We start from the raw sequence: 18,273 nt of genomic DNA on the forward strand, positions 1-18,273 counted from the left end.
ATGTGACTGCACGTGCTGGAACCCGACCCACGGCTCTCCGGAGCCCCGTTCAGATCCCGACGCGCGCCGCCGACGCGGATCTCCCCGGAGCTCTGCGGACGACCCGGATCCCCTTGCTCGACGGTACCCCGGCGGTCCCCGGCGGGTTCCCGGCCAAGGCCTTCGCTGGCGAGGTCGTCCCTTTCCGCGTCGTGGCATTCCGGGAAGGGCACGATCTCATCGGCGTGCATGTACGGCTGACGTCTCCGACCGGCGACGAGAGCCTGCACCGGCTGACCGCCCTCGCGGACGGCACCGACCGCTGGGAAGCCGAGATCGCGCTCGACGCGGAGGGCGTCTGGCGGTACCGCTTCGAGGGATTCTCGGACGACTTCGCCACCTGGGCTCATGCCGCGCATGTCAAGATCGCCGCGGGAGTCGATGTCGAGGTGATGGCCGCCCTGGGCGCCGAGCTCCTGCAGCGCGCCGCCGGAGAGAAGGACCGCCCCGCGGCGCAGCGCACGCGGCTGCGCGCCCGCGCCGAGGAGCTCCGGAGAGGTGACGCCGCCACGACCGCTGCGTCGGCGGTCGACCCCGAACTCGCGGCGATCTTCCGCGACCGTCCGGTCACGACCCTGCGCTCCGCCTCCGCGGAGCAGGTCCTTCGCGTCGAGCGCACCCGTGCGGGGGTTGGCGCCTGGTACGAGTTCTTCCCACGCTCCGAGGGCGCCCGTCGCCTCAAGGACGGCACGGTGCGCAGCGGCACGTTCCGCACCGCCGCGAAGCGCCTGCCCGACGTCGCCCGGATGGGATTCGAGGTGATCTACCTCGTCCCGGTCCACCCCATCGGCACCACCAACCGCAAGGGTCGCAACAATACCCTCGTCGCCGAACCCGGCGATCCGGGCTCGCCGTACGCGATCGGAGCGGCGGAGGGCGGACACGACGCGATCCATCCCGACCTCGGGACCCCGCAGGACTTCCGTGCCTTCGTGCGCGCCGCGCGGAAGGAGGGGCTAGAGGTCGCCCTCGATCTCGCCCTGCAGGCCTCCCCCGACCACCCGTGGGTCCGCGACCACCCGGAGTGGTTCACGACCCTGCCGGACGGGAGCATCGCCTACGCGGAGAACCCGCCCAAGAAGTACCAGGACATCTACCCGCTGAACTTCGACAACGATCCGGAAGGCATCGCGGCCGAGATGCTCCGGATCGTCCGGCACTGGGTGGGCGAGGGCGTCCGGATCTTCCGCGTGGACAACCCGCACACCAAGCCGCTGCAGTTCTGGGAGTGGCTGATCGCGACGGTCAACGAGACGGATCCCGACGTCATCTTCCTCGCCGAGGCGTTCACCCGACCCGCCGTGATGCGTGCGTTGGCCGCGGTGGGCTTCCAGCAGAGCTACAGCTACTTCACTTGGCGCAACACCAAGCCCGAGCTGGAGGAGTTCCTCACCTCGATCTCCCGCGAGACGGCCGACTACATGCGTCCGAACCTCTTCGTGAACACGCACGACATCCTCACCGAGTACCTCCAGTTCGGTGGTCGCGCGGCGTATCGCATCCGTGCCTGCATCGCCGCGACGGCCGGGCCTGTGTACGGCGTCTACGCCGGCTACGAGCTCATCGAGAACGTGGCCCGTCCGGGTTCCGAGGAGAACATCGACAACGAGAAGTACGAGTACAAGTTCCGGGACTGGGCGGGGGCCGAGGAACGCGGGGAGTCCCTGGCTCCGCTGCTCCGGCGACTGAACGAGATCCGTGCGGCACATCCGGCGCTGCGGCAGCTCCGAAACCTCGAACTGCACTGGAGCGACGACGACGCCGTCCTCGTGTTCAGCAAGCACCTCGACGCTGCCTTCACCGGCACCGGCAGGCCGGACACCCTCATCGTCGTGGCGAACGTCGACCCGCATTCGGTGCGCGAGACCACCGTCCACCTCGACACCACGCGTTGGGGGGTTCCCCTGGGCGAGACCTTCGAGGTGGAGGATCTCCTGACCGGCAGCGTCTGGACCTGGAGTGACCACAACTACGTCCGGCTCGACGCCTTCGCCGAGCCCGTCCACATCCTGAAGGTGAGGGAGCGCGCATGAGCCGCATCGAGGACACCGCCGACGCCGAGTGGGAGGCGGTCGCTGCCGGTCAGCATCACGACCCGCACTCCCTGCTCGGTGCGCACCCTGCCAAGGACGCTGCCGGCCGTACAGTCACCGCCGTCCGCGCCCGTCGGCCTCTCGCCGAGACCGTCGAGGCCGTGTTCGGCGACGGGAGCAGGCTCACCCTGTCCCACGTCGCGCACGGCGTCTGGGAGGGCACGCACCCCGGACCGCCGCTCCCGTATCGCATCGCGACGCGCTACCGCGGCGAGGAGGAGACCGTCTCCGGTGACCCGTACCGGCATACCCCGACGCTGGGCGACCTCGACCTGCACCTCATCGCCGAGGGTCGGCACGAGCGCCTGTGGGAGGCACTGGGTGCCCATCCCCGCACCCAGGGCGACGAGCAGGGGGTGTCCTTCGCGGTGTGGGCTCCCGATGCGTCGGCCGTCCGGGTGGTGGGCGATCACAACGGTTGGAACGGCGAGAGCCACGCCATGCGCTCCCTCGGGGCCAGCGGCGTCTGGGAGCTCTTCGTCCCTGACCTCCCCGTCGGCACCCGGTACAAGTACCAGATCCGTACGCGGAGCGGCGCCTGGATCCTCAAAGCGGACCCGATGGCTCTGGCGGCACAGGTGCCCCCGGAGACCGCGTCGGTCGTCACCGCGTCGTCCTACGTCTGGGAGGACGGCGCGTGGATGACTCGGCGTGCCGCGACCCATGCCGTCGCGCAGCCGCTGTCCGTGTACGAGGTGCACGTCGGCTCCTGGCGCGGTGGCCTGGGGTACCGCGAGCTGGCCGATCCGCTGATCGCGCACGTGCAGGAGACGGGCTTCACGCACGTCGAGTTCATGCCGCTCGCCGAGCACCCGTTCGGCGGATCGTGGGGCTATCAGGTCAGCGGCTACTACGCGCCGACGAGCCGGTACGGCTCCCCCGACGACCTGCGCTACCTCATCGACCGCCTGCACCAGGCCGGCATCGGCGTGATCATGGACTGGGTCCCCGGGCACTTTCCCAAGGACGCCTTCGCCCTGGCGCGCTTCGACGGCCAGCCCCTGTACGAGCACCCCGACCCCCGACGTGGCGAGCATCAGGACTGGGGCACGCTCATCTTCGACTACGGCCGGCCCGAGGTCCGCGGCTTCCTCGTCGCCAACGCGCTGTACTGGCTCGAGGAGTTCCACGTCGACGGCCTCCGGGTCGATGCCGTGGCTTCTATGCTCTACCTCGACTACTCGCGTCGCGAGGGTGAGTGGGAGCCGAACATCCACGGCGGACGCGAGAATCTGGAGGCGATCCGCTTCCTTCAGGAGGTCAACGCCACGGCCTACCGGCTCCACCCCGGGATCCTCATGATCGCCGAGGAGTCCACGAGCTTCCCCGGCGTCACAGCGCCGACGGATCATGCCGGGCTCGGGTTCGGATTCAAGTGGAACATGGGGTGGATGAACGACTCGCTGCAGTACATCGGTAGAGACCCGATGTACCGGGCGCACCACGAGGGCGAGATGACATTCTCGTTCGTCTACGCGTTCGGCGAGAACTACGTGCTGCCGATCAGTCACGACGAGGTCGTGCACGGCAAGGGCAGCCTGCTGTCGAAGATGCCGGGCGACCACTGGCACAAGCTCGCGAACGTCCGCGCCTACCTCGCCTACATGTGGGGACATCCGGGCAAGAAGCTGCTGTTCATGGGACAGGAGTTCGGACAGCTCGCGGAGTGGTCCGAAGGGCGTGAACTGGACTGGTGGCTCCGCGACCAGCCCTCCCACGCTCAGCTGCAGGACTTCGTCGCCGCGATGAACGGCGTGTACCGGGCGCAGGCACCGCTCTGGGAGCGCGACAGCGACGGCTCGGGGTTCACGCGCCTCGGGGCACCCAGCTGGGACCCCTCCGTGATCGCCTTCGAACGGCGAGACGCGCACGGCGGCCGTCTCGTCGTCGTCAGCAACTTCGCCGGAGTGGAGCGCACCGGGTACCGTCTCGGGCTCCCGCGCGAAGGCGTGTGGCAGGAGATCCTGAACTCGGATGCTTCCACCTACGGTGGACGGGGCTCAGGCAATCTCGGAATGGTGATCGCCGAGTCGGCGGACGCCGGCGCCCCCACGGCGTCGATCACGCTGCCCGCGCTGTCGACGCTCTGGCTCCGTCACCAGCCGGAGCCGCACGTCCCCACCGTGAACAACGGCTGAGGAGCGACCGGAACGATCGATCTGCGCGGGTGAGCCCGGGCAGATCGATCAGAACAGCAGCGAGGAGAGTCGGTTGCGAGCCGCGATCACGCGCGGGTCGCTGGCGCCGATGAGCCCGAAAAGCTCGACGAGACGCTCACGCACGGGAGTGCGCTGGTCGGACGGCAGCTGCGCGAACAGGTCGAGCAGCCGGCCGAAGGCGTCGTCGACGTGTCCGCCGGCGAGGTCGAGGTCCGCGACGTCGAACTGGGCCTGCACGTCCAGCGGAGCCGCGGCGGCCGCAGCCCTGGCGGTCTGCAGGTCGAGCCCCTGGACCCGGTCCAGCAGGCGGACCTGGCCCAGGCCGGCGATGGCGTCCTCGTCACGCGGGTTCTCCGCGAGCGCCTTCTCATAGGCGGCGATGGCTGCACGGTAGTCGCCACGCTCGATGGCGGCGAACGCCTCGGCGTGCAGCGGCGGCAGCTCGGGCTCGGCGGGAGGTTCAGCCTCCCCCGCCTCGGAGTCGCCGACCGGGATCGTTCCTGAGACGCCGTTCTGCGCGGCCACCTGCAGCAGCTGCGCGAAGACCTCACGCACCTGCTGCTCGGGCACGGCGCCCGTGAACATCGGTACCGGCTGGCCTGCGATGAGGGCGACGACCATCGGGATCGACTGCGCGCGGAAGCTCTGCGCGAGCTGCGGGTTCGCATCGACGTCGACCTTGGCCAGGAGCACACGACCGCCGAGCTCCCTGGTCACCTTCTCGATGATCGGGCTCAGCTGCTTGCACGGCCCGCACCACTCGGCCCAGAGGTCGACGACCACGGGGACGGTGCGGGACAGCTCGAGCACCTGGCCGAAGTTCTCGTCTGTCGCATCCACGACGACATCGGCCACCGGGGAGCTCGAGGGGGCAGTCGCACCGCTCGCCGGCGCGGACGGACGGTTGCGCAGACTGGACAGATCGACGGCGCCTCGCAGGGCCGCCGGAGACATCTCACTCACTTGATCACCTTCACGGAGACGAGATCCTGACGCGAGGCCAGGAGGCGGATCGGTTCGCTCGAGCCCTGAGACGGCACGGCGAAGAACAACTGGAACTCGTATGTCGTCTCGGCGCCCTTCGCGGACTCGTTCGCCCCGGTGAGCGCCTTGGCCTCCTCATTGTCACCGAAACGGATGACGACGTCGGAGGACGTGGGGGTGATCGTCTCGACGTCGAGGACGGAGACCGCGACGATGGCGCCGCTGTCCAGAGTCGTCATCGAGACCGGTTCCGCCGTCGTCGGCTTCATGTCGAACGCCGCCTTGGACGTCTTCGCGGCGCCGGCATCGGCCAGGCCCTGCACCAGGTTCTGCCTGCTGTCCCTGATCGACGTGGCAAGGTTGAGCGCCAACTCGTCGAACTGCCCGTACGACGCGCTCTTCTCGCCCGCGTCGACGACATCGGCGAAAGCCGCGGCGACCTCGTTCGGCGGCACGGACAAGAAGGCCGAGTCTGCCGGGACCAGCGAGGTCCCCAGCCAGCTCGCGGCAACCTCGGGGAACACCGCATCCGCCGACATCTCCGCCATGTTGGTCACCTTGTAGTTGGACCACGGGTCGGCCTGCGTCATGGTGAGCACCACCGGCGGCACAGTGTCGTCACCGGTGCTCTTCGAGAGCATGAGGACGGTGCGCGGCCAGCGGTCCGTCGCCTCGGGGAGCACCACCTCGACGTCGTCGGTGGGGATCGCGGCGGGCGCGGCCCGATCCGGGAGCTTCGCGCGCAGGGCGTAGTCGGTGGTCCTCGTTGTCAACGGAGCGCCGTCGAGCCGGGTCGCCGCGAGGTCGAGGTCCTTCGCCTCATCGGCCTGCACCAGAGTCTCGGAGACCTCCCGGAGGATCCGCTCGGCCTGCGTCTCGGTGACCGCCGGCGGCTTCTGGTTCTCGGGGGCGATCACGGTCGGCGTCGGAGACGGCGATGCGGAGGCGTCCCCAAACTCCGGCCAGGAATCGGCCGTGCAGCCCGAGGCCAGCAGCGCGGTCAGACCGATGGCGGGGAGGGCGAGCAGGCGCAGACGACGCCTCGGGCGGTCGGCTCGCATCGTGCTCTTCCCGTCCTGCTCCTTCTCGTCGACGATCTCCGCGTCCTCCACGTCGTCCTTCCCCGCCGGTGTCGGCGACTGCGCCCCGTCCGCGGCTTCCAAGGCATCCCGCTCGGACGGCGGAAGGGCCGCCACGTCGATCGGCTGCGTCGAGGGAAGCGGCCCCGGACCCTTCCGGCGCGGGCCCCGACCACGGCGCTGGTGGCGGATCGCGAGCACGTAGAGGACCAGCCCCACGAGGAGCACAAGGCCGCCGGCGGCCATGAGGGGTCCCGCCAGCGGCGTCCGCGTGTCCAGCGGCCAGGAGACGACGATGTCGTCCGGAGCGTCCTTGGTGCCGTCGTAGGCGATCAGCACGCTCGTCCCTTCCGGGAGCTGCATGTTGTCGGTGGAGAGGAAGTTCTCATCGGTGAACGAGTCGAGCCACAGATCGGACCCGGCGGGGTTGCGACCCGCGGGTGCATCGGCGTCGGCTTCCGGCGCCGGCGTCTCCGTGGCCTCCGGCGCCGGTGTCTCGGTCGACCCCTCGTCGTCCGCTGCGGCGACATGCTCGACGACGAGCTCGTCCTCGTCCCCGACGGTCACGTGGTTGTACTCGGAGTCGGAGAGCCAGGCCTCCATATCGGCCGTGCGCCCGTAGCTGGTGAAGATCTCACCCTCGCCGCGGATGAGCAGCTTCTGCGCGCCGGCGTTGATCCGCAGGACGTCGCCGTCCAGGAGCACGAAGGGCGCAGGCTCCTCGATGTCCACTCGGGCCTCTTCAGACGATGGGCCGACGAAGATGGTGCGTTGGGCGATCCCCGCACCGATCAGCACGGCAGCCAGCACGAAGGCCACCACGGCCCATACGAAACGCACGAATAGTCTCCTCACGCATCGCGGCTTCCCGCCCGCGACGCCACACTCGACATTTCAGACTAGCGAACACACCTGTGTGTTGACCACGAGGGCCCTCCCTCCTCCATCCCGCGGCACGTCGGCGACGCGTCGAGCCGCGGCATGGGTAGCCTTGCTGCAGCCGTTCCGAGGAGTCTGCATGAAGATCCACAACCCGTTCCGCACCGCCCTCGTGGCGACACTCGGCGTGGGCCTCGGCATCGTGCTGATCAGCAGCGTGCAGACGCTGTCGACCGTGCTGCTGTACATCGGCACCGCGCTCTTCCTCAGCCTCGGACTCGATCCCCTGGTCACGTTCCTCGAGCGCCGTCGTCTGCCGCGCTGGCTCGCTGTCCTCGTGACGATCGTCGCCGTGCTGGCCGTCTTCGTCGGGATCATCCTGATCGTGCTGCCTGTGCTGGTCGACCAGATCTCGCAGCTCATCGCCCAGATCACGGCGATCGTGCAACGGGGAACCGCCATCGAGGATCTGAGGAGCTGGATCCAGGAGACGTTCCCGAACCTCCTCGTCGACGATGTCTTCGCGTACGTGGAGGACTGGCTGACGACCAACCTCGCGGAGATCGGAGGGTCGATCGGTCAGGGTGTGCTGATCGCCAGCGGCGCCGTGCTCAGCGGCGTGTTCGGCGCCTTCATCGTCCTCATCCTGACCATCTATCTCACGGCTTCGACGCCCTCGCTCAAGCGCGCGGTGTACCAGCTCGTCCCGGCGTCCAAGCGGGATCGCTTCATCGATCTCTCGGAGCAGATCACCGACTCGGTCGGCTACTACGTCATGGGCCAGGTCAGCCAGGGCGTGATCAACGGCGTCCTCAGCGCGATCTACCTGACGATCATCGACGCGCCGTTCCCCGCCGTTCTCGCGGTCGTCGCGTTCTTCTTCTCGCTCATCCCGCTGGTGGGCACCCTGACCGGCTCGACGATCATCGTCCTCGTCTGCCTGATCCCTGGCCTCGGCTCCCCCGGCACGGCTCTCGCGGCGGCGATCTACTACCTGATCTACATGCAGATCGAGGCGTACGTGATCTCGCCGCGCATCATGAGCCGCGCCGTCTCCGTGCCCGGCGCCGTCGTCGTGGTGGCCGCTCTCGCCGGAGGCAGCCTGCTGGGCCTGCTCGGGGCGCTCATCGCGATCCCGGTGGCCGCCAGCATCCTGATCCTTTACCGCCAGGTGCTCATCCCGCGTATGAACGAACGATGACCAGGGTCGCCCGCGGCGTCAGTCCTCGGTCGACCAGTGGGTCGGCAGCGGCAGAGCCGACGGATTGACCGCGGCGACGATCTCTGTGAGCACCCGGCGCGTCTGCGTCTCCCCCACCCACAGGTGCTTGCCTCCTTCGACGGCGATCAGCTGCGCCTGCGGGATCGTCGCGAAGCGCTCCCGTGCTTCCGCCGGGCGCAGGTAGTCGTCGAACTCGGGCACCAGGATGACCACGCGGTGGCCGGTCTTCCCCCAGGCGGCGACCTCCTCCGCCGTCGCGCGATGCAACGGCGGCGAGAGGAGGATGATGCCCTCGATGTCGTGGTCGGCACCGTACTTGAGGGCGAGTTCCGTCCCGAACGACCACCCGACGAGCCACGGGCGCGGCAACGCGCGGTCCCGGACGAAGTCCATGGCGGCCGCGACATCGAACTGCTCCGCAGCGCCGCCGTCGAACGTTCCCTCGCTGGTGCCGCGCGGCGATGTGGTGCCACGGGTGTTGAACCGCAGCACCGCGAGATCAGCCAGGGCGGGCAGCCGCGCGGACGCCTTCCGGATGATGTGCGAGTCCATGAAGCCGCCGGCGGTCGGCAGCGGGTGCAGCGTGACCAGGGTCGCGACCGGGGCGGCGGCCTCCGGCATCGCGAGCTCGCCGACGAGCGTCAGGCCGTCCGCGGTGTGCAGCTCGATCTCCTCACGACGCGCCGGAAGCTCCAGCGGTCCCCGGATCTCCATGGTCATGCGATCCTCCAACAGTGGTTGTGCCAGTGTCTGCGGTCGGCGAGAGCCGCGGCGTCGCCGAGAACACCGTCCGCGCGCCAGGCGACGAGGTGGGCGGTCCCGGGTTCGACGGACCGTCCGCAACCCGGGCAGACATACGCCTTCTGCGCCTGGAGCGCGGAGACGGGCTGCACCGTCCACTCCACGCCTCGGCGGACCTCGGTGCGCTTCCAGCCGGCGAGGAGACGCTCGAACGAGTCATCGCCCTCAGGGCGCGCGGAAGGACGTCGGCGTGAGCGGGGCATGGTGCCGCCTCACCACCAGTGGTTGGTGACCCAGAAGTTGTACGCGCCTGCCCAGCTGCCGTAGCGACCGGTGGCGTATCCGGTGGCCCAACGGAGGTTATCCACCGGGTTGTAGCCGTTGCCCGGCACCTTGCTGCAGGGCAGCGCCTGGACGAGGCCGCAGGCGCCGGAGGACGAGTTGGTCGCGTTGGGGTTCCAACCGCTCTCCCGCGAGACGATGTAGTCGACGTACTGCCAGTCGCCCTGCGCGATCCCGGCCGCTGCCATCCACTCCGCGGGAGCGCCGCCACCGCTGTACGGCGGGAGCCCACCGCCACCGGAGGATCCGCCCTGCGAGTCGTCGGACGACGACGAGGACGTGGTCGCCGGGGCCGGCTTGGGCTTCGGCTTGGGCTTGACGTAGATGTCGAACGACCCGCGCTCGACGGGGGTGATCGCCGCCCCTTCCACCGTGACCGTGAGGTTCTGCGTGTCCGCCAGTGCCACCGCATACACGGAGTCCGGTGCCTCCGTGGCCATGGGCTGCGCCAGGGCGACACCGGTGGGCGCGACCATCGCGGCGGCGAATCCGACGACCGCGAGAGAGCTGAAGACCCCGACGACACCGCGGCGGCGAGACCAGCGGCGGGTACCGCGGGAGGCCGACACGGACGTCGCTGCGGGTACCAGCAGGGCGTCGTTTCGTTCGGGCATCATGTCGTTTCGGGAGTTCACGATGGAGGACAGTTTACGCATACCTGCCTGAAGAGGCCATCAGACGTGCTCAGCGGACCGCCAGTATCACGTCGATGGTGGCGTCCAGGAGCGCGTCGACCTGCTCTTCGCGGTAGCCGCCGCGCTGCATGCGGAACGCCGCGGACCGCAGTTGCTCGGCCGACAACGCGTCGCCGTCCCGCAGGTAGCGGACGATACGGGAGGTGACGTGATCGACCTCGTCGACGCGGTAGCCGAAGGTGAGGAATCCGGTGCGGGCGAACCGGTGGCGACGCGGACGCGCCAGGTGGTCCAGGATCACCTGCGCGTCGGCCCTCGCCTGCTCCACCCAAGCGCCGGCTCCGAGGGAGCGCACGGCGCGCTCCCGCTCGCGCGCGGCGAAGGCATCCTCGACGCGTCCGAGGGCCGCGTCGACGTCCGCCACCACGTAGCCCTCCTTGACGAGCGGGAAGGAGACGGTGCGCACATCCTCGGCCGTGAGGTCGTCCGCACCGCTCTCGAACGCCTGTCGCGCCGACGCGAGGAACCCGTCCACCGCGGCGCGGTGATACCCCTTCGTGCGTCCGGTTGTGAGCGCGAACGCCGGCTTGGCCGTGCTCTGCACGGTGGCCTCGCGGCGGTCGTCGTCCATCACAGCACCACTGTCGTTCATCACAGCACCAACCAGGGAGAGAGGAGGAAGTACAGGCAGAGGGCGGGGATCGTCGACGGCAGGATGCTGTCCAGCCGGTCGAGGAGTCCTCCGTGCCCCGGAAGCCACGAGCTCATGTCCTTGATCCCGAGGTCGCGCTTCAACATCGACTCGCCGAGGTCCCCGAGCGTCGCGGACAGCAGGATCGCGGCCCCGAAGATCACGCCGCCCCACCAGGGCAGGTCGAGCAGGAAGATCGCGAGCAGCACGCCCGCCACGAGCGACGCGACCACGGCGCCGCCGAAGCCCTCCCAGGTCTTCTTCGGACTGATCCGCGGAGCCATCGGGTGCCGTCCGAAGGCGAGTCCAGCCGCATACGCGCCGGTGTCCGCGGCGACCGCGATCGCGATGAAGCTGAGCACCCACCACTGCCCACCCTCCTGCTCGAGCAGGATGAGGGCCACGCCGGCGAGGAACGGCACATACACCTGCACGAACCCGCCGATCACGGCGTCGGTGAGCACATCTCCGTAGGTGCGGCCGTCCTTCGCGACCATCTGGGCGAGCAGGCGCCAGACGATGACGAAGGCCACGGAGACGAACAGCATGACCCAGCTCAGCCACGGCTCGGCGAAGTAGGCGGACAGGACCAGGAACGTCGCGGCGATCAGCTGCGGGACGACGTCGACACGACGCCCGGCCGCTCGCAGGGCGCGGGAGAGCTCGTACACGCCGAGGAGGGCCGCAGCCAACGCGAACGGCACGAACAGCGCCTTGATGAACAGCAGCGAACCGAGCAGGGCCGCGCCGAATGCGAGTCCGATGACGATCGCGAGGATCAGATCGCGACCGGTGCGTTGCTTGATGCGCTCGTTCGCCTGGTCGAGCTGATCGCGCGCATGAGAGACATGCGTGCCGAACTCATCGCGCGCCTGACGCCACTGCTCGCGGATCGCGTTGTGGTCGGCGGTATCGAGGCGGTCTGCGGTGACAGGGGCCGCACCCGGCTGCCCGGGGAGCGGTGGCCGCGGCGGCACCCGATCCGCGTCGAACGCCGGGAAGGCGGCGTCGCCGAGCGGCACGCCGCCGTCGGGACCGGCCTTCGGCCGCTCCTCCCGGCGCGTCACCGGAGTGCCCTCCTCAGCGCCGCGCGATTCATCGGACATACGAGCTACACCTCGAGGAGTTCGGCCTCTTTGCGCTTGAGCGCGTCGTCGATGAGATCGACGTGCTGACGGGTCAGCGCGTCCAGCTCCTTCTCGCCGCGGGCGATCTCGTCCTCGCCGAGCTCGCTCTTCAGGCCGTCCAGCTCGTCCTTCGCCTTCCGGCGGATGCCGCGGACGTGGACCTTCGCGTCCTCGGCCTTCGACTTCACGAGCTTGACGTACTCCTTGCGCCGCTCGGCGGTGAGCTCGGGCATCGTGACCCGCACGAGGTTGCCGTCGTTCGTGGGGTTCGCCCCGAGGTTCGGCATGTCGCGGATGGCCTGCTCGATCGCCTTGAGCGCGGATTTGTCGTACGGCGTGACGATGAGCGTGCGCGCTTCCTGGTTCGCGAGCGAGGCGAGCTGCGCGAGCGGGGTCGGCGTGCCGTAGTAGTCGACCAGCACCTTCTGGAAGAGCTGCGGGTTCGCACGACCGGTGCGCACCGTGGAGAAGTCCTCCTTGGCAGCCTCGACGGCCCGGGACATGCGGGTGGTGGTTTCAGCGAGGACGTCCGCGATCACGGTGGCTCCTATCGTCGGGGTGTTCTGGAAATTCTATCGGGAGCGGGCTCCCGTCCCGTGCAGGCGCTCAGGCGGTGACGAGCGTGCCGATGGGCTCGCCCAGGAGTGCCCGGGTGACGTTGCCCGCCGGCTCCATGCCGAAGACGCGCATGTCCATGTTGTTGTCCATGCACAGGCTGAACGCCGTCGAGTCGACGACCTTGAGCCCCTGTTGCAGCGCATCGCGATAGGTCACCCGGTCGATGCGCTCCGCGTCGGCGTGCTTGTTCGGGTCGGCGGTGTAGATCGCGTCGACACCGTTCTTGGCGACGAGCACCTCCTGCGCCCCGATCTCCAGAGCGCGCTGCGCGGCGACCGTGTCGGTGGAGAAGTACGGCAGGCCGGCGCCGGCGCCGAAGATGACGACGCGGCCCTTCTCCATGTGCCGCTCCGCCCGACGCGGGATGTAGGGCTCGGCGACCTGGGTCATCGAGATCGCGGACTGCACACGCGTCGCGGCACCCGCCTGCTCGAGGAAGTCCTGCAGGGCCAGGGCGTTCATCACGGTGCCGAGCATGCCCATGTAGTCGGCGCGCCCGCGGTCCATACCCCGCTGGCTGAGCTCCGCCCCGCGGAAGAAGTTGCCGCCGCCGACGACGACCGCCACCTCGACCCGGTCGACCGCGGCGGCGATCTCCCGCGCCATCTGGCTGACCACGTCGGGGTTGACGCCGAGCTGACCGGCGCCGAACGCCTCTCCGGAGAGCTTGAGGAGGACGCGACGGCGTCCGGTGCGTTCAGTCATGGGGGATGTCCTCTCGTCCCGATTCAAGATAGTGCCTGGTGGGCATGAAGAAGGGGTTCGGATCGAGCGATCCGAACCCCTTCGACAGTGCTACGCGCCGACCTTGAAGCGCGCGAAGTCCGTCACGGTGATACCGGCGTCCTTCGCCACCTGGGCGACAGAGAGCTTGTTGTCCTTGGCGTAGTCCTGCTCCAGCAGGGCGACCTGCTTGATGAACGCGGAGACGCGGCCTTCGACGATCTTCGGCAGAGCGGCCTCGGGCTTGCCCTCGTTACGGGAGATCTCGGTGACGATCTCGCGCTCCTTCTCGACCGCATCCGCCGGCACGTCCTCGCGGGACAGGTACGACGGGTTCGCGAACGAGATGTGCTGGGCGATGCTGCGCGCGGTCTCGGCGTCGTCACCCGTGTAGGCGACGACGACACCGATCTGCGGCGGCAGGTCCTTGCTCGTGCGGTGGAGGTAGACCTCGACGCTGTCACCGGAGACGGTGCGCACGCGACGGAGCTCGACCTTCTCGCCGATGATGGCGGCCTCTTCCGAGATGAGCTGCTCGACGGTCTTGTCGCCCGCCGAAGCGGCGAGGGCGGCCTCGACCGAGTCGGCCTTCACGGCGGCGACGGCGTCGGCGACCTTGTCGGCCAGCGCGATGAAGCGCTCGTTCTTCGCGACGAAGTCGGTCTCGCAGGCGAGCTCGACGAGCGTCACGGCGCCGTCCTGCTCACGAGCGACGACGAGGCCCTCGCTGGTCGAACGGTCGGCGCGCTTGGCGTTGCCCTTCGCACCCTTCAGGCGCAGGATCTCGGTGGCCTTCTCGACGTCGCCGTCTGCCTCCTCGAGCGCCTTCTTGGTGTCGACCATTCCCGTGCCGAGCTGCTCACGCAGCGCCTTGAGGTCGGCGATGGTGAAGTTGGCCATGTGTGGTGGCTCCTTGCTTCGTTGTGTGGGTGTACGAGGGATTACTTGGCGTCTGCGGCCTCGGCGGCGGCGACCTCGGCGGTCTCCTCACCGGAAGCGGCGGCGATCGCCTCGTCGTGCGCCTGGGCACCGGCCTCGTCGGCGGCGGTGGCGTCGGCGGCCGGGGTCTCGACGACAGCGGCCTCGTCGTCCGCGGTCACGACCTCGGCAGCGTCAGCGGACTCCTGCACGGGAGCCTCGAGAAGCTCCTTCTCCCACTCGGCCAGCGGCTCCGCGTCGCCCGACTCCGGGTTGTGCTTCTGCTGCAGGCCCTCGGCGGCGGCGTCGGCGATGATACGCGTCAGCAGCGACACCGAACGGATGGCGTCGTCGTTGCCGGGGATCGGGTACTGGAAGTCGTCCGGGTCGGCGTTGGTGTCGAGGATGCCGATCACCGGGATGCCGAGCTTCTTGGCCTCGTCGATCGCGAGGTGCTCACGCTTGGCGTCGACGACCCAGAGGGCGGACGGCGTCTTGGTGAGGTTGCGGATACCACCGAGCGACTTGTGGAGCTTGTCCAGCTCGCGCTTCTTGAGCAGCAGCTCCTTCTTCGTGAAGCCGGAGGCGGAGGGGTTCTCGTAGTCGAGCTCCTCGAGCTCCTTCATGCGGGCGAGACGCTTCGCGATGGTGGAGAAGTTGGTGAGGAGGCCGCCGAGCCAGCGCTGGTTCACGTAGGGCTGGCCGACGCGCGTGGCCTGCTCCGCGAGGATCTCCTGCGCCTGCTTCTTCGTGCCGACGAAGAGGATGGTGCCGCCGTGGGCGACGGTCTCCTTGACGAAGTCGTAGGCCTTGTCGATGTAGCCGAGCGACTGCTGGAGGTCGATGATGTGGATGCCGCTGCGCTCCGTGAGGATGAAGCGCTTCACCTTCGGGTTCCACCGACGGGTCTGGTGTCCGAAGTGCACGCCGCTGTCGAGCAGCTGGCGGATGGTGACCACAGCCATGGTCGTCTCCTGATTCTGGCGCGGGACGCGCCGTTGAGGTTGTCGTGCCGACCGGACGGTCGGACATCCTGGTGCCCGGCTCACGCCCACCCGTTCGGAAACGGGACCTGCGGGAGTGGATGCCACGACGGAGTCGCTCTGGGCACGCGTAGTCACCCCGAGATCGAGGTGCTCGTCCAGCATACAGGATCATGCGGCGCCAGCTCGTCCTCCACAGCGGAGTGATCCTCGACCTTCTCCCCTGGCACTGCGGCGCGGCGGGCAGATACTGCACCCCCGCCGCCGCCCTGGCGCACACTCGCGTGATGACGCCTCCGTCCCCTCCTTCTCGGCCTCGCTCTCGTCGGCACTCCGCTCCCGCCTTTCGGGTGGCGATCACCGCCGTGCTCGCCGCAGTGGTCCTGCTGTGCAGCGGCGCTCCGTTCGCGCCGTCTGCCGTCGCGCGAGCGGCGTCGGCGGCGCACGCCCTCGCGCTCGTGCCCGAGGAGTTCGTCTCCGACGTTCGGTGGCAGTGGCCCGTCGACGGGCCGCGCCGCGTGAGCGCCGCCTACCGCGCGCCGGCGCACGCCTACGGCCCCGGGCATCGCGGCATGGATATGGTCGCGAGCGCGGGCGAGGCTGTCCTCGCCCCGGCGGATGGGGTGGTCGCGTTCCAGGGCGTCGTCGTCGATCGCCCTCTGCTCACGATCCGTCACACCGACGGTCTCGTGAGTACATTCGAGCCCGTGGAGTCGCCCCTGCGCGCGGGAGACCCGGTCCGCCGAGGCCAGGACATCGGCCGTGTCGCCACGGGCGGTCACACTCCCCCGGACGCGCTGCACATCGGGGTAAGACGCGACGGCGAGTACATCAACCCGATGGTGCTGTTCGGCGGCCTCCTGCGGGCGCGCCTCCTGCCCTGCTGCGACGGATGATCCGACGGGCGGGCTCCGCGCTCAGGCCCGAGGGTGCGCCAGGCGATACGTCGCCGTCAGCCGCTCCGCCGATACGTGCGTGTAGATCTGCGTGGTCCCCAGGCTCGCGTGCCCGAGGATCTCCTGAACCGCACGGAGATCCGCACCACCGTCCAGCAGATGGGTCGCCGCCGTGTGGCGGAGGGCATGTGGCCCGACGGTCTCCGCGCCGACGACGGGTGCGAGCGCACCGGCGACCACCTCATAGACCGTCCGCGGACCGACGCGCCCACCGCGACTGCCGAGGAAGACGGCGGGCGACGCGGCGCCGGACCGTGCGAGGAGAGCAGGTCGAGCGCGACGCAGGTAGGCGGTGAGCGCGTCCCGCGCCGGAGCGCCGAACGGGACGACGCGCTCCTTGTCGCCTTTGCCCCGCACGAGGGCCGTCCCCCGATCGAGATCCAGGTCGTCGATGTCGAGGCCGCAGAGCTCGGAGACACGGACCGCGGCACCGTAGAGGAGTTCCAGCACCGCGTGGTCGCGGAGGGCCGTGGGATCGCCCGAGGCCGCCGCCTGCCGATGTCGTTCCAACAGCTCCGACATCGCGTCCTTCGATGCCACCGTCGGCAGCGTCTTCGCGCGCTTCGGCGCCACGAGCCGCAGGCTGGGGTCGACGGGGACGATGTCCTGCTCGCGCGCCCACCCGAAGAACGCTCGCGCCGTGGCCGCGCGTCGGGCCAGCGTCGCACGGGCATCGCCCCGCTGGGTCGCCTGCCACAGCCATTCGCGCAGCATCTCCAGGTCGATCCGGCCCACCGGGCCACCCCCCACGCTCGCCCCGAGGTCTCGCAGATCGGAGCGGTACGCTTTCACGGTCGCCGGAGAGAGCCGACGCACCTTCTCGAGGTGGTCGGCGAACGCCTCGACAGCGACCGCGAAGTCCATATCTCCAGCCTGCCGCTCCCCCGCCTTCAGAGCGACGCGCCCCGCCGGGAGCCTGCCTACGACGTGCGTGCCGCGCCCACGCCACGCCAGCCGTCGCCGTCGCGCCGGGCGAGCCCGTCGAGATCGAGGAGACCGAGCACGGCGCGGGTCCGCTCGACGGTGAGATCGGCGCGCTGTGCGAGCTCCGACTCCGTGCGAGCGGTTCGGGTGCTGAGCGCACGGAGGAGCACGACCCGCGCCTCGTCCGTCGCATCGCGTCCCCGCGGCGACTGGGCGCCCGCCGGGAGCATCTCCGCCACCTCGGCCGCGGAGGTGACGCACACCGCGTTGTACTCGCGCAGCAGCCGGTGACAGCCGGCCGACGAGGCAGACGTCACGGGACCGGGCACCGCGCCGAGCGGCCTGCCGAGCGTTGCCGCATGCCCCGCCGTGTTGAGGGAGCCGCTGCGCCAGCCCGCTTCGACGACGACGGTTGCCTGCCCCAGCGCCGCGATCAGCCGGTTGCGCGCGAGGAAGCGCCACCGCGTCGGAGCCGTCCCGCACGGCACCTCGCTGACGACGACCCCGTCGACCGCGATCCGGGACAGAAGATTCCGGTGACCGGCGGGGTACGGACGATCGACTCCCCCGGCGAGGACCGCGATCGTCCCCCCGCCGACGGTCAACGCGGCGCGGTGTGCTGCGCCGTCGATGCCGTACGCGCCGCCGGACACGACCGCCGTCTCCCCGACAGCGAGGTCTCCGGCGATGTCGGCGGCGACACGTTCCCCGTAGGCGGTGGCCGCCCTGGCTCCCACGATCGCGACGCGCGCGGCGCTCGTCAGGAGGTCGCTGCGCCCGCGCACCCACAGCACCATCGGCGCCTCCGCATCGAGATCGTCGACGGACAGCGGCCAGTCGGGGTCTCCGGGAAGCAGCAGCTCCGCACCCGCCTTCCGCGCGCCACAGATGGCGCGGATCACCGCCCCCGGATCGGCGCGCTGCCGCCACCGAGCGCGCGCGTCGTCGAGGGCCCGCCGGGCTCCCACCGCGCGGACCACCGGCCATGACCGTCCCGCCCCGTCCAGCGCGAACCGCAGCCCGTCGGCCGGGCCGAACTCGCGCACGAGAGTCGCGGCGACGGCGTCCCCGGGGTCGGCGATGACCGACCAGGCGACGCGCGCCAGCGCCTCCGTCACCTCCTCTGTTCCGCGCACGCCTCGCGCCGCGTCGAGAGCGTC

Annotated in this window: 17 protein-coding genes; 4 read left to right on the top strand and 13 right to left on the bottom strand. The window is 69.8% G+C overall.

Translation table 11 applies throughout. The features are described 5' to 3' along the window. Positions 1-2 precede the first annotated feature (2 nt). Positions 3-2,072, top strand: coding sequence for an alpha-1,4-glucan--maltose-1-phosphate maltosyltransferase (locus tag DW296_RS15000; RefSeq protein WP_136052843.1), 2,070 nt, complete (start codon positions 3-5; stop codon positions 2,070-2,072). Continuing rightward, entirely contained in the window at positions 2,069-4,270 is a 2,202-nt protein-coding gene (gene glgB, locus DW296_RS15005; RefSeq protein ID WP_136052844.1) for a 1,4-alpha-glucan branching protein GlgB, read from the top strand. Before DW296_RS15000 ends, glgB begins: the two co-directional genes overlap by 4 nt. Positions 4,271-4,318: 48 nt before the next feature. Here glgB and DW296_RS15010 read toward each other — a convergent pair whose 3' ends face one another. Then, the gene (locus DW296_RS15010; protein ID WP_446724148.1) at positions 4,319-5,245 is read right to left on the bottom strand and encodes a tetratricopeptide repeat protein; all 927 of its coding nucleotides are present in this window, start codon (positions 5,243-5,245) and stop codon (positions 4,319-4,321) included. 5 nt (positions 5,246-5,250) lie between these two features. Beyond that, positions 5,251-7,194 (bottom strand): glycosyl transferase, encoded by a 1,944-nt coding sequence (locus DW296_RS15015; RefSeq protein WP_136052846.1) that lies wholly within the window; start codon positions 7,192-7,194, stop codon positions 5,251-5,253. A 178-nt stretch (positions 7,195-7,372) separates the two neighbouring features. On the opposite strand from DW296_RS15015, the gene DW296_RS15020 reads away from it, so the two are divergent. Further along, positions 7,373-8,434: an AI-2E family transporter gene (locus tag DW296_RS15020; RefSeq protein ID WP_060922797.1), complete on the top strand. Its 1,062-nt coding sequence runs from the start codon at positions 7,373-7,375 to the stop codon at positions 8,432-8,434. A gap of 18 nt (positions 8,435-8,452) precedes the next feature. On the opposite strand, the gene DW296_RS15025 is transcribed toward DW296_RS15020, so the two are convergent. From DW296_RS15025 to rpsB, 9 genes are all read right to left on the bottom strand, one after another. Then, on the bottom strand, positions 8,453-9,169 hold the full coding sequence (locus tag DW296_RS15025; RefSeq protein ID WP_136052880.1) for an alpha/beta hydrolase: 717 nt from the start codon (positions 9,167-9,169) through the stop codon (positions 8,453-8,455). Positions 9,170-9,171: 2 nt separating this feature from the next. Further along, a complete protein-coding gene (locus DW296_RS16680) occupies positions 9,172-9,459 on the bottom strand; it encodes a hypothetical protein (RefSeq protein WP_082750107.1) in 288 nt (95 codons plus the stop codon). Positions 9,460-9,468: 9 nt separating this feature from the next. After that, positions 9,469-10,155, bottom strand: coding sequence for an aggregation-promoting factor C-terminal-like domain-containing protein (locus tag DW296_RS15035; RefSeq protein WP_240743101.1), 687 nt, complete (start codon positions 10,153-10,155; stop codon positions 9,469-9,471). 67 nt (positions 10,156-10,222) lie between these two features. Beyond that, positions 10,223-10,804 (bottom strand): DivIVA domain-containing protein, encoded by a 582-nt coding sequence (locus DW296_RS15040; protein WP_136052882.1) that lies wholly within the window; start codon positions 10,802-10,804, stop codon positions 10,223-10,225. Positions 10,805-10,824: 20 nt separating this feature from the next. Then, entirely contained in the window at positions 10,825-11,970 is a 1,146-nt protein-coding gene (locus tag DW296_RS15045; RefSeq protein WP_205808021.1) for a phosphatidate cytidylyltransferase, read from the bottom strand. A gap of 5 nt (positions 11,971-11,975) precedes the next feature. Further along, complete coding sequence (gene frr / locus DW296_RS15050; protein WP_136052847.1) at positions 11,976-12,530, bottom strand: ribosome recycling factor; 555 nt, start codon at positions 12,528-12,530, stop codon at positions 11,976-11,978. 67 nt (positions 12,531-12,597) lie between these two features. Beyond that, the gene (pyrH, locus tag DW296_RS15055) at positions 12,598-13,314 is read right to left on the bottom strand and encodes a UMP kinase (RefSeq protein WP_060922802.1); all 717 of its coding nucleotides are present in this window, start codon (positions 13,312-13,314) and stop codon (positions 12,598-12,600) included. Between the two features lie 90 nt (positions 13,315-13,404). Then, a complete protein-coding gene (tsf, locus tag DW296_RS15060; RefSeq protein ID WP_105949779.1) occupies positions 13,405-14,232 on the bottom strand; it encodes a translation elongation factor Ts in 828 nt (275 codons plus the stop codon). Between the two features lie 41 nt (positions 14,233-14,273). Beyond that, positions 14,274-15,215: a 30S ribosomal protein S2 gene (gene rpsB, locus DW296_RS15065; protein WP_025103356.1), complete on the bottom strand. Its 942-nt coding sequence runs from the start codon at positions 15,213-15,215 to the stop codon at positions 14,274-14,276. 368 nt (positions 15,216-15,583) lie between these two features. Here rpsB and DW296_RS15070 point away from each other — a divergent pair, with 368 nt between their 5' ends. Continuing rightward, positions 15,584-16,129 (top strand): murein hydrolase activator EnvC family protein, encoded by a 546-nt coding sequence (locus DW296_RS15070; protein WP_240743102.1) that lies wholly within the window; start codon positions 15,584-15,586, stop codon positions 16,127-16,129. Between the two features lie 21 nt (positions 16,130-16,150). Here the strand turns inward: DW296_RS15070 and DW296_RS15075 are convergent, their stop codons facing one another. Both DW296_RS15075 and dprA read right to left on the bottom strand, forming a co-directional pair. Continuing rightward, positions 16,151-17,053 carry a tyrosine-type recombinase/integrase gene (locus DW296_RS15075; RefSeq protein WP_136052849.1) on the bottom strand — a complete coding sequence of 301 codons (903 nt, stop codon included), beginning with the start codon at positions 17,051-17,053 and terminating at the stop codon, positions 16,151-16,153. A gap of 56 nt (positions 17,054-17,109) precedes the next feature. After that, entirely contained in the window at positions 17,110-18,249 is a 1,140-nt protein-coding gene (gene dprA / locus DW296_RS15080; RefSeq protein ID WP_240743103.1) for a DNA-processing protein DprA, read from the bottom strand. Between the last annotated feature and the right edge of the window lie 24 nt (positions 18,250-18,273).

It is taken from the genome of Microbacterium sp. K36 (genome assembly GCF_004794355.1).
In the GTDB taxonomy this organism is placed as follows: domain Bacteria; phylum Actinomycetota; class Actinomycetes; order Actinomycetales; family Microbacteriaceae; genus Microbacterium; species Microbacterium paraoxydans_D.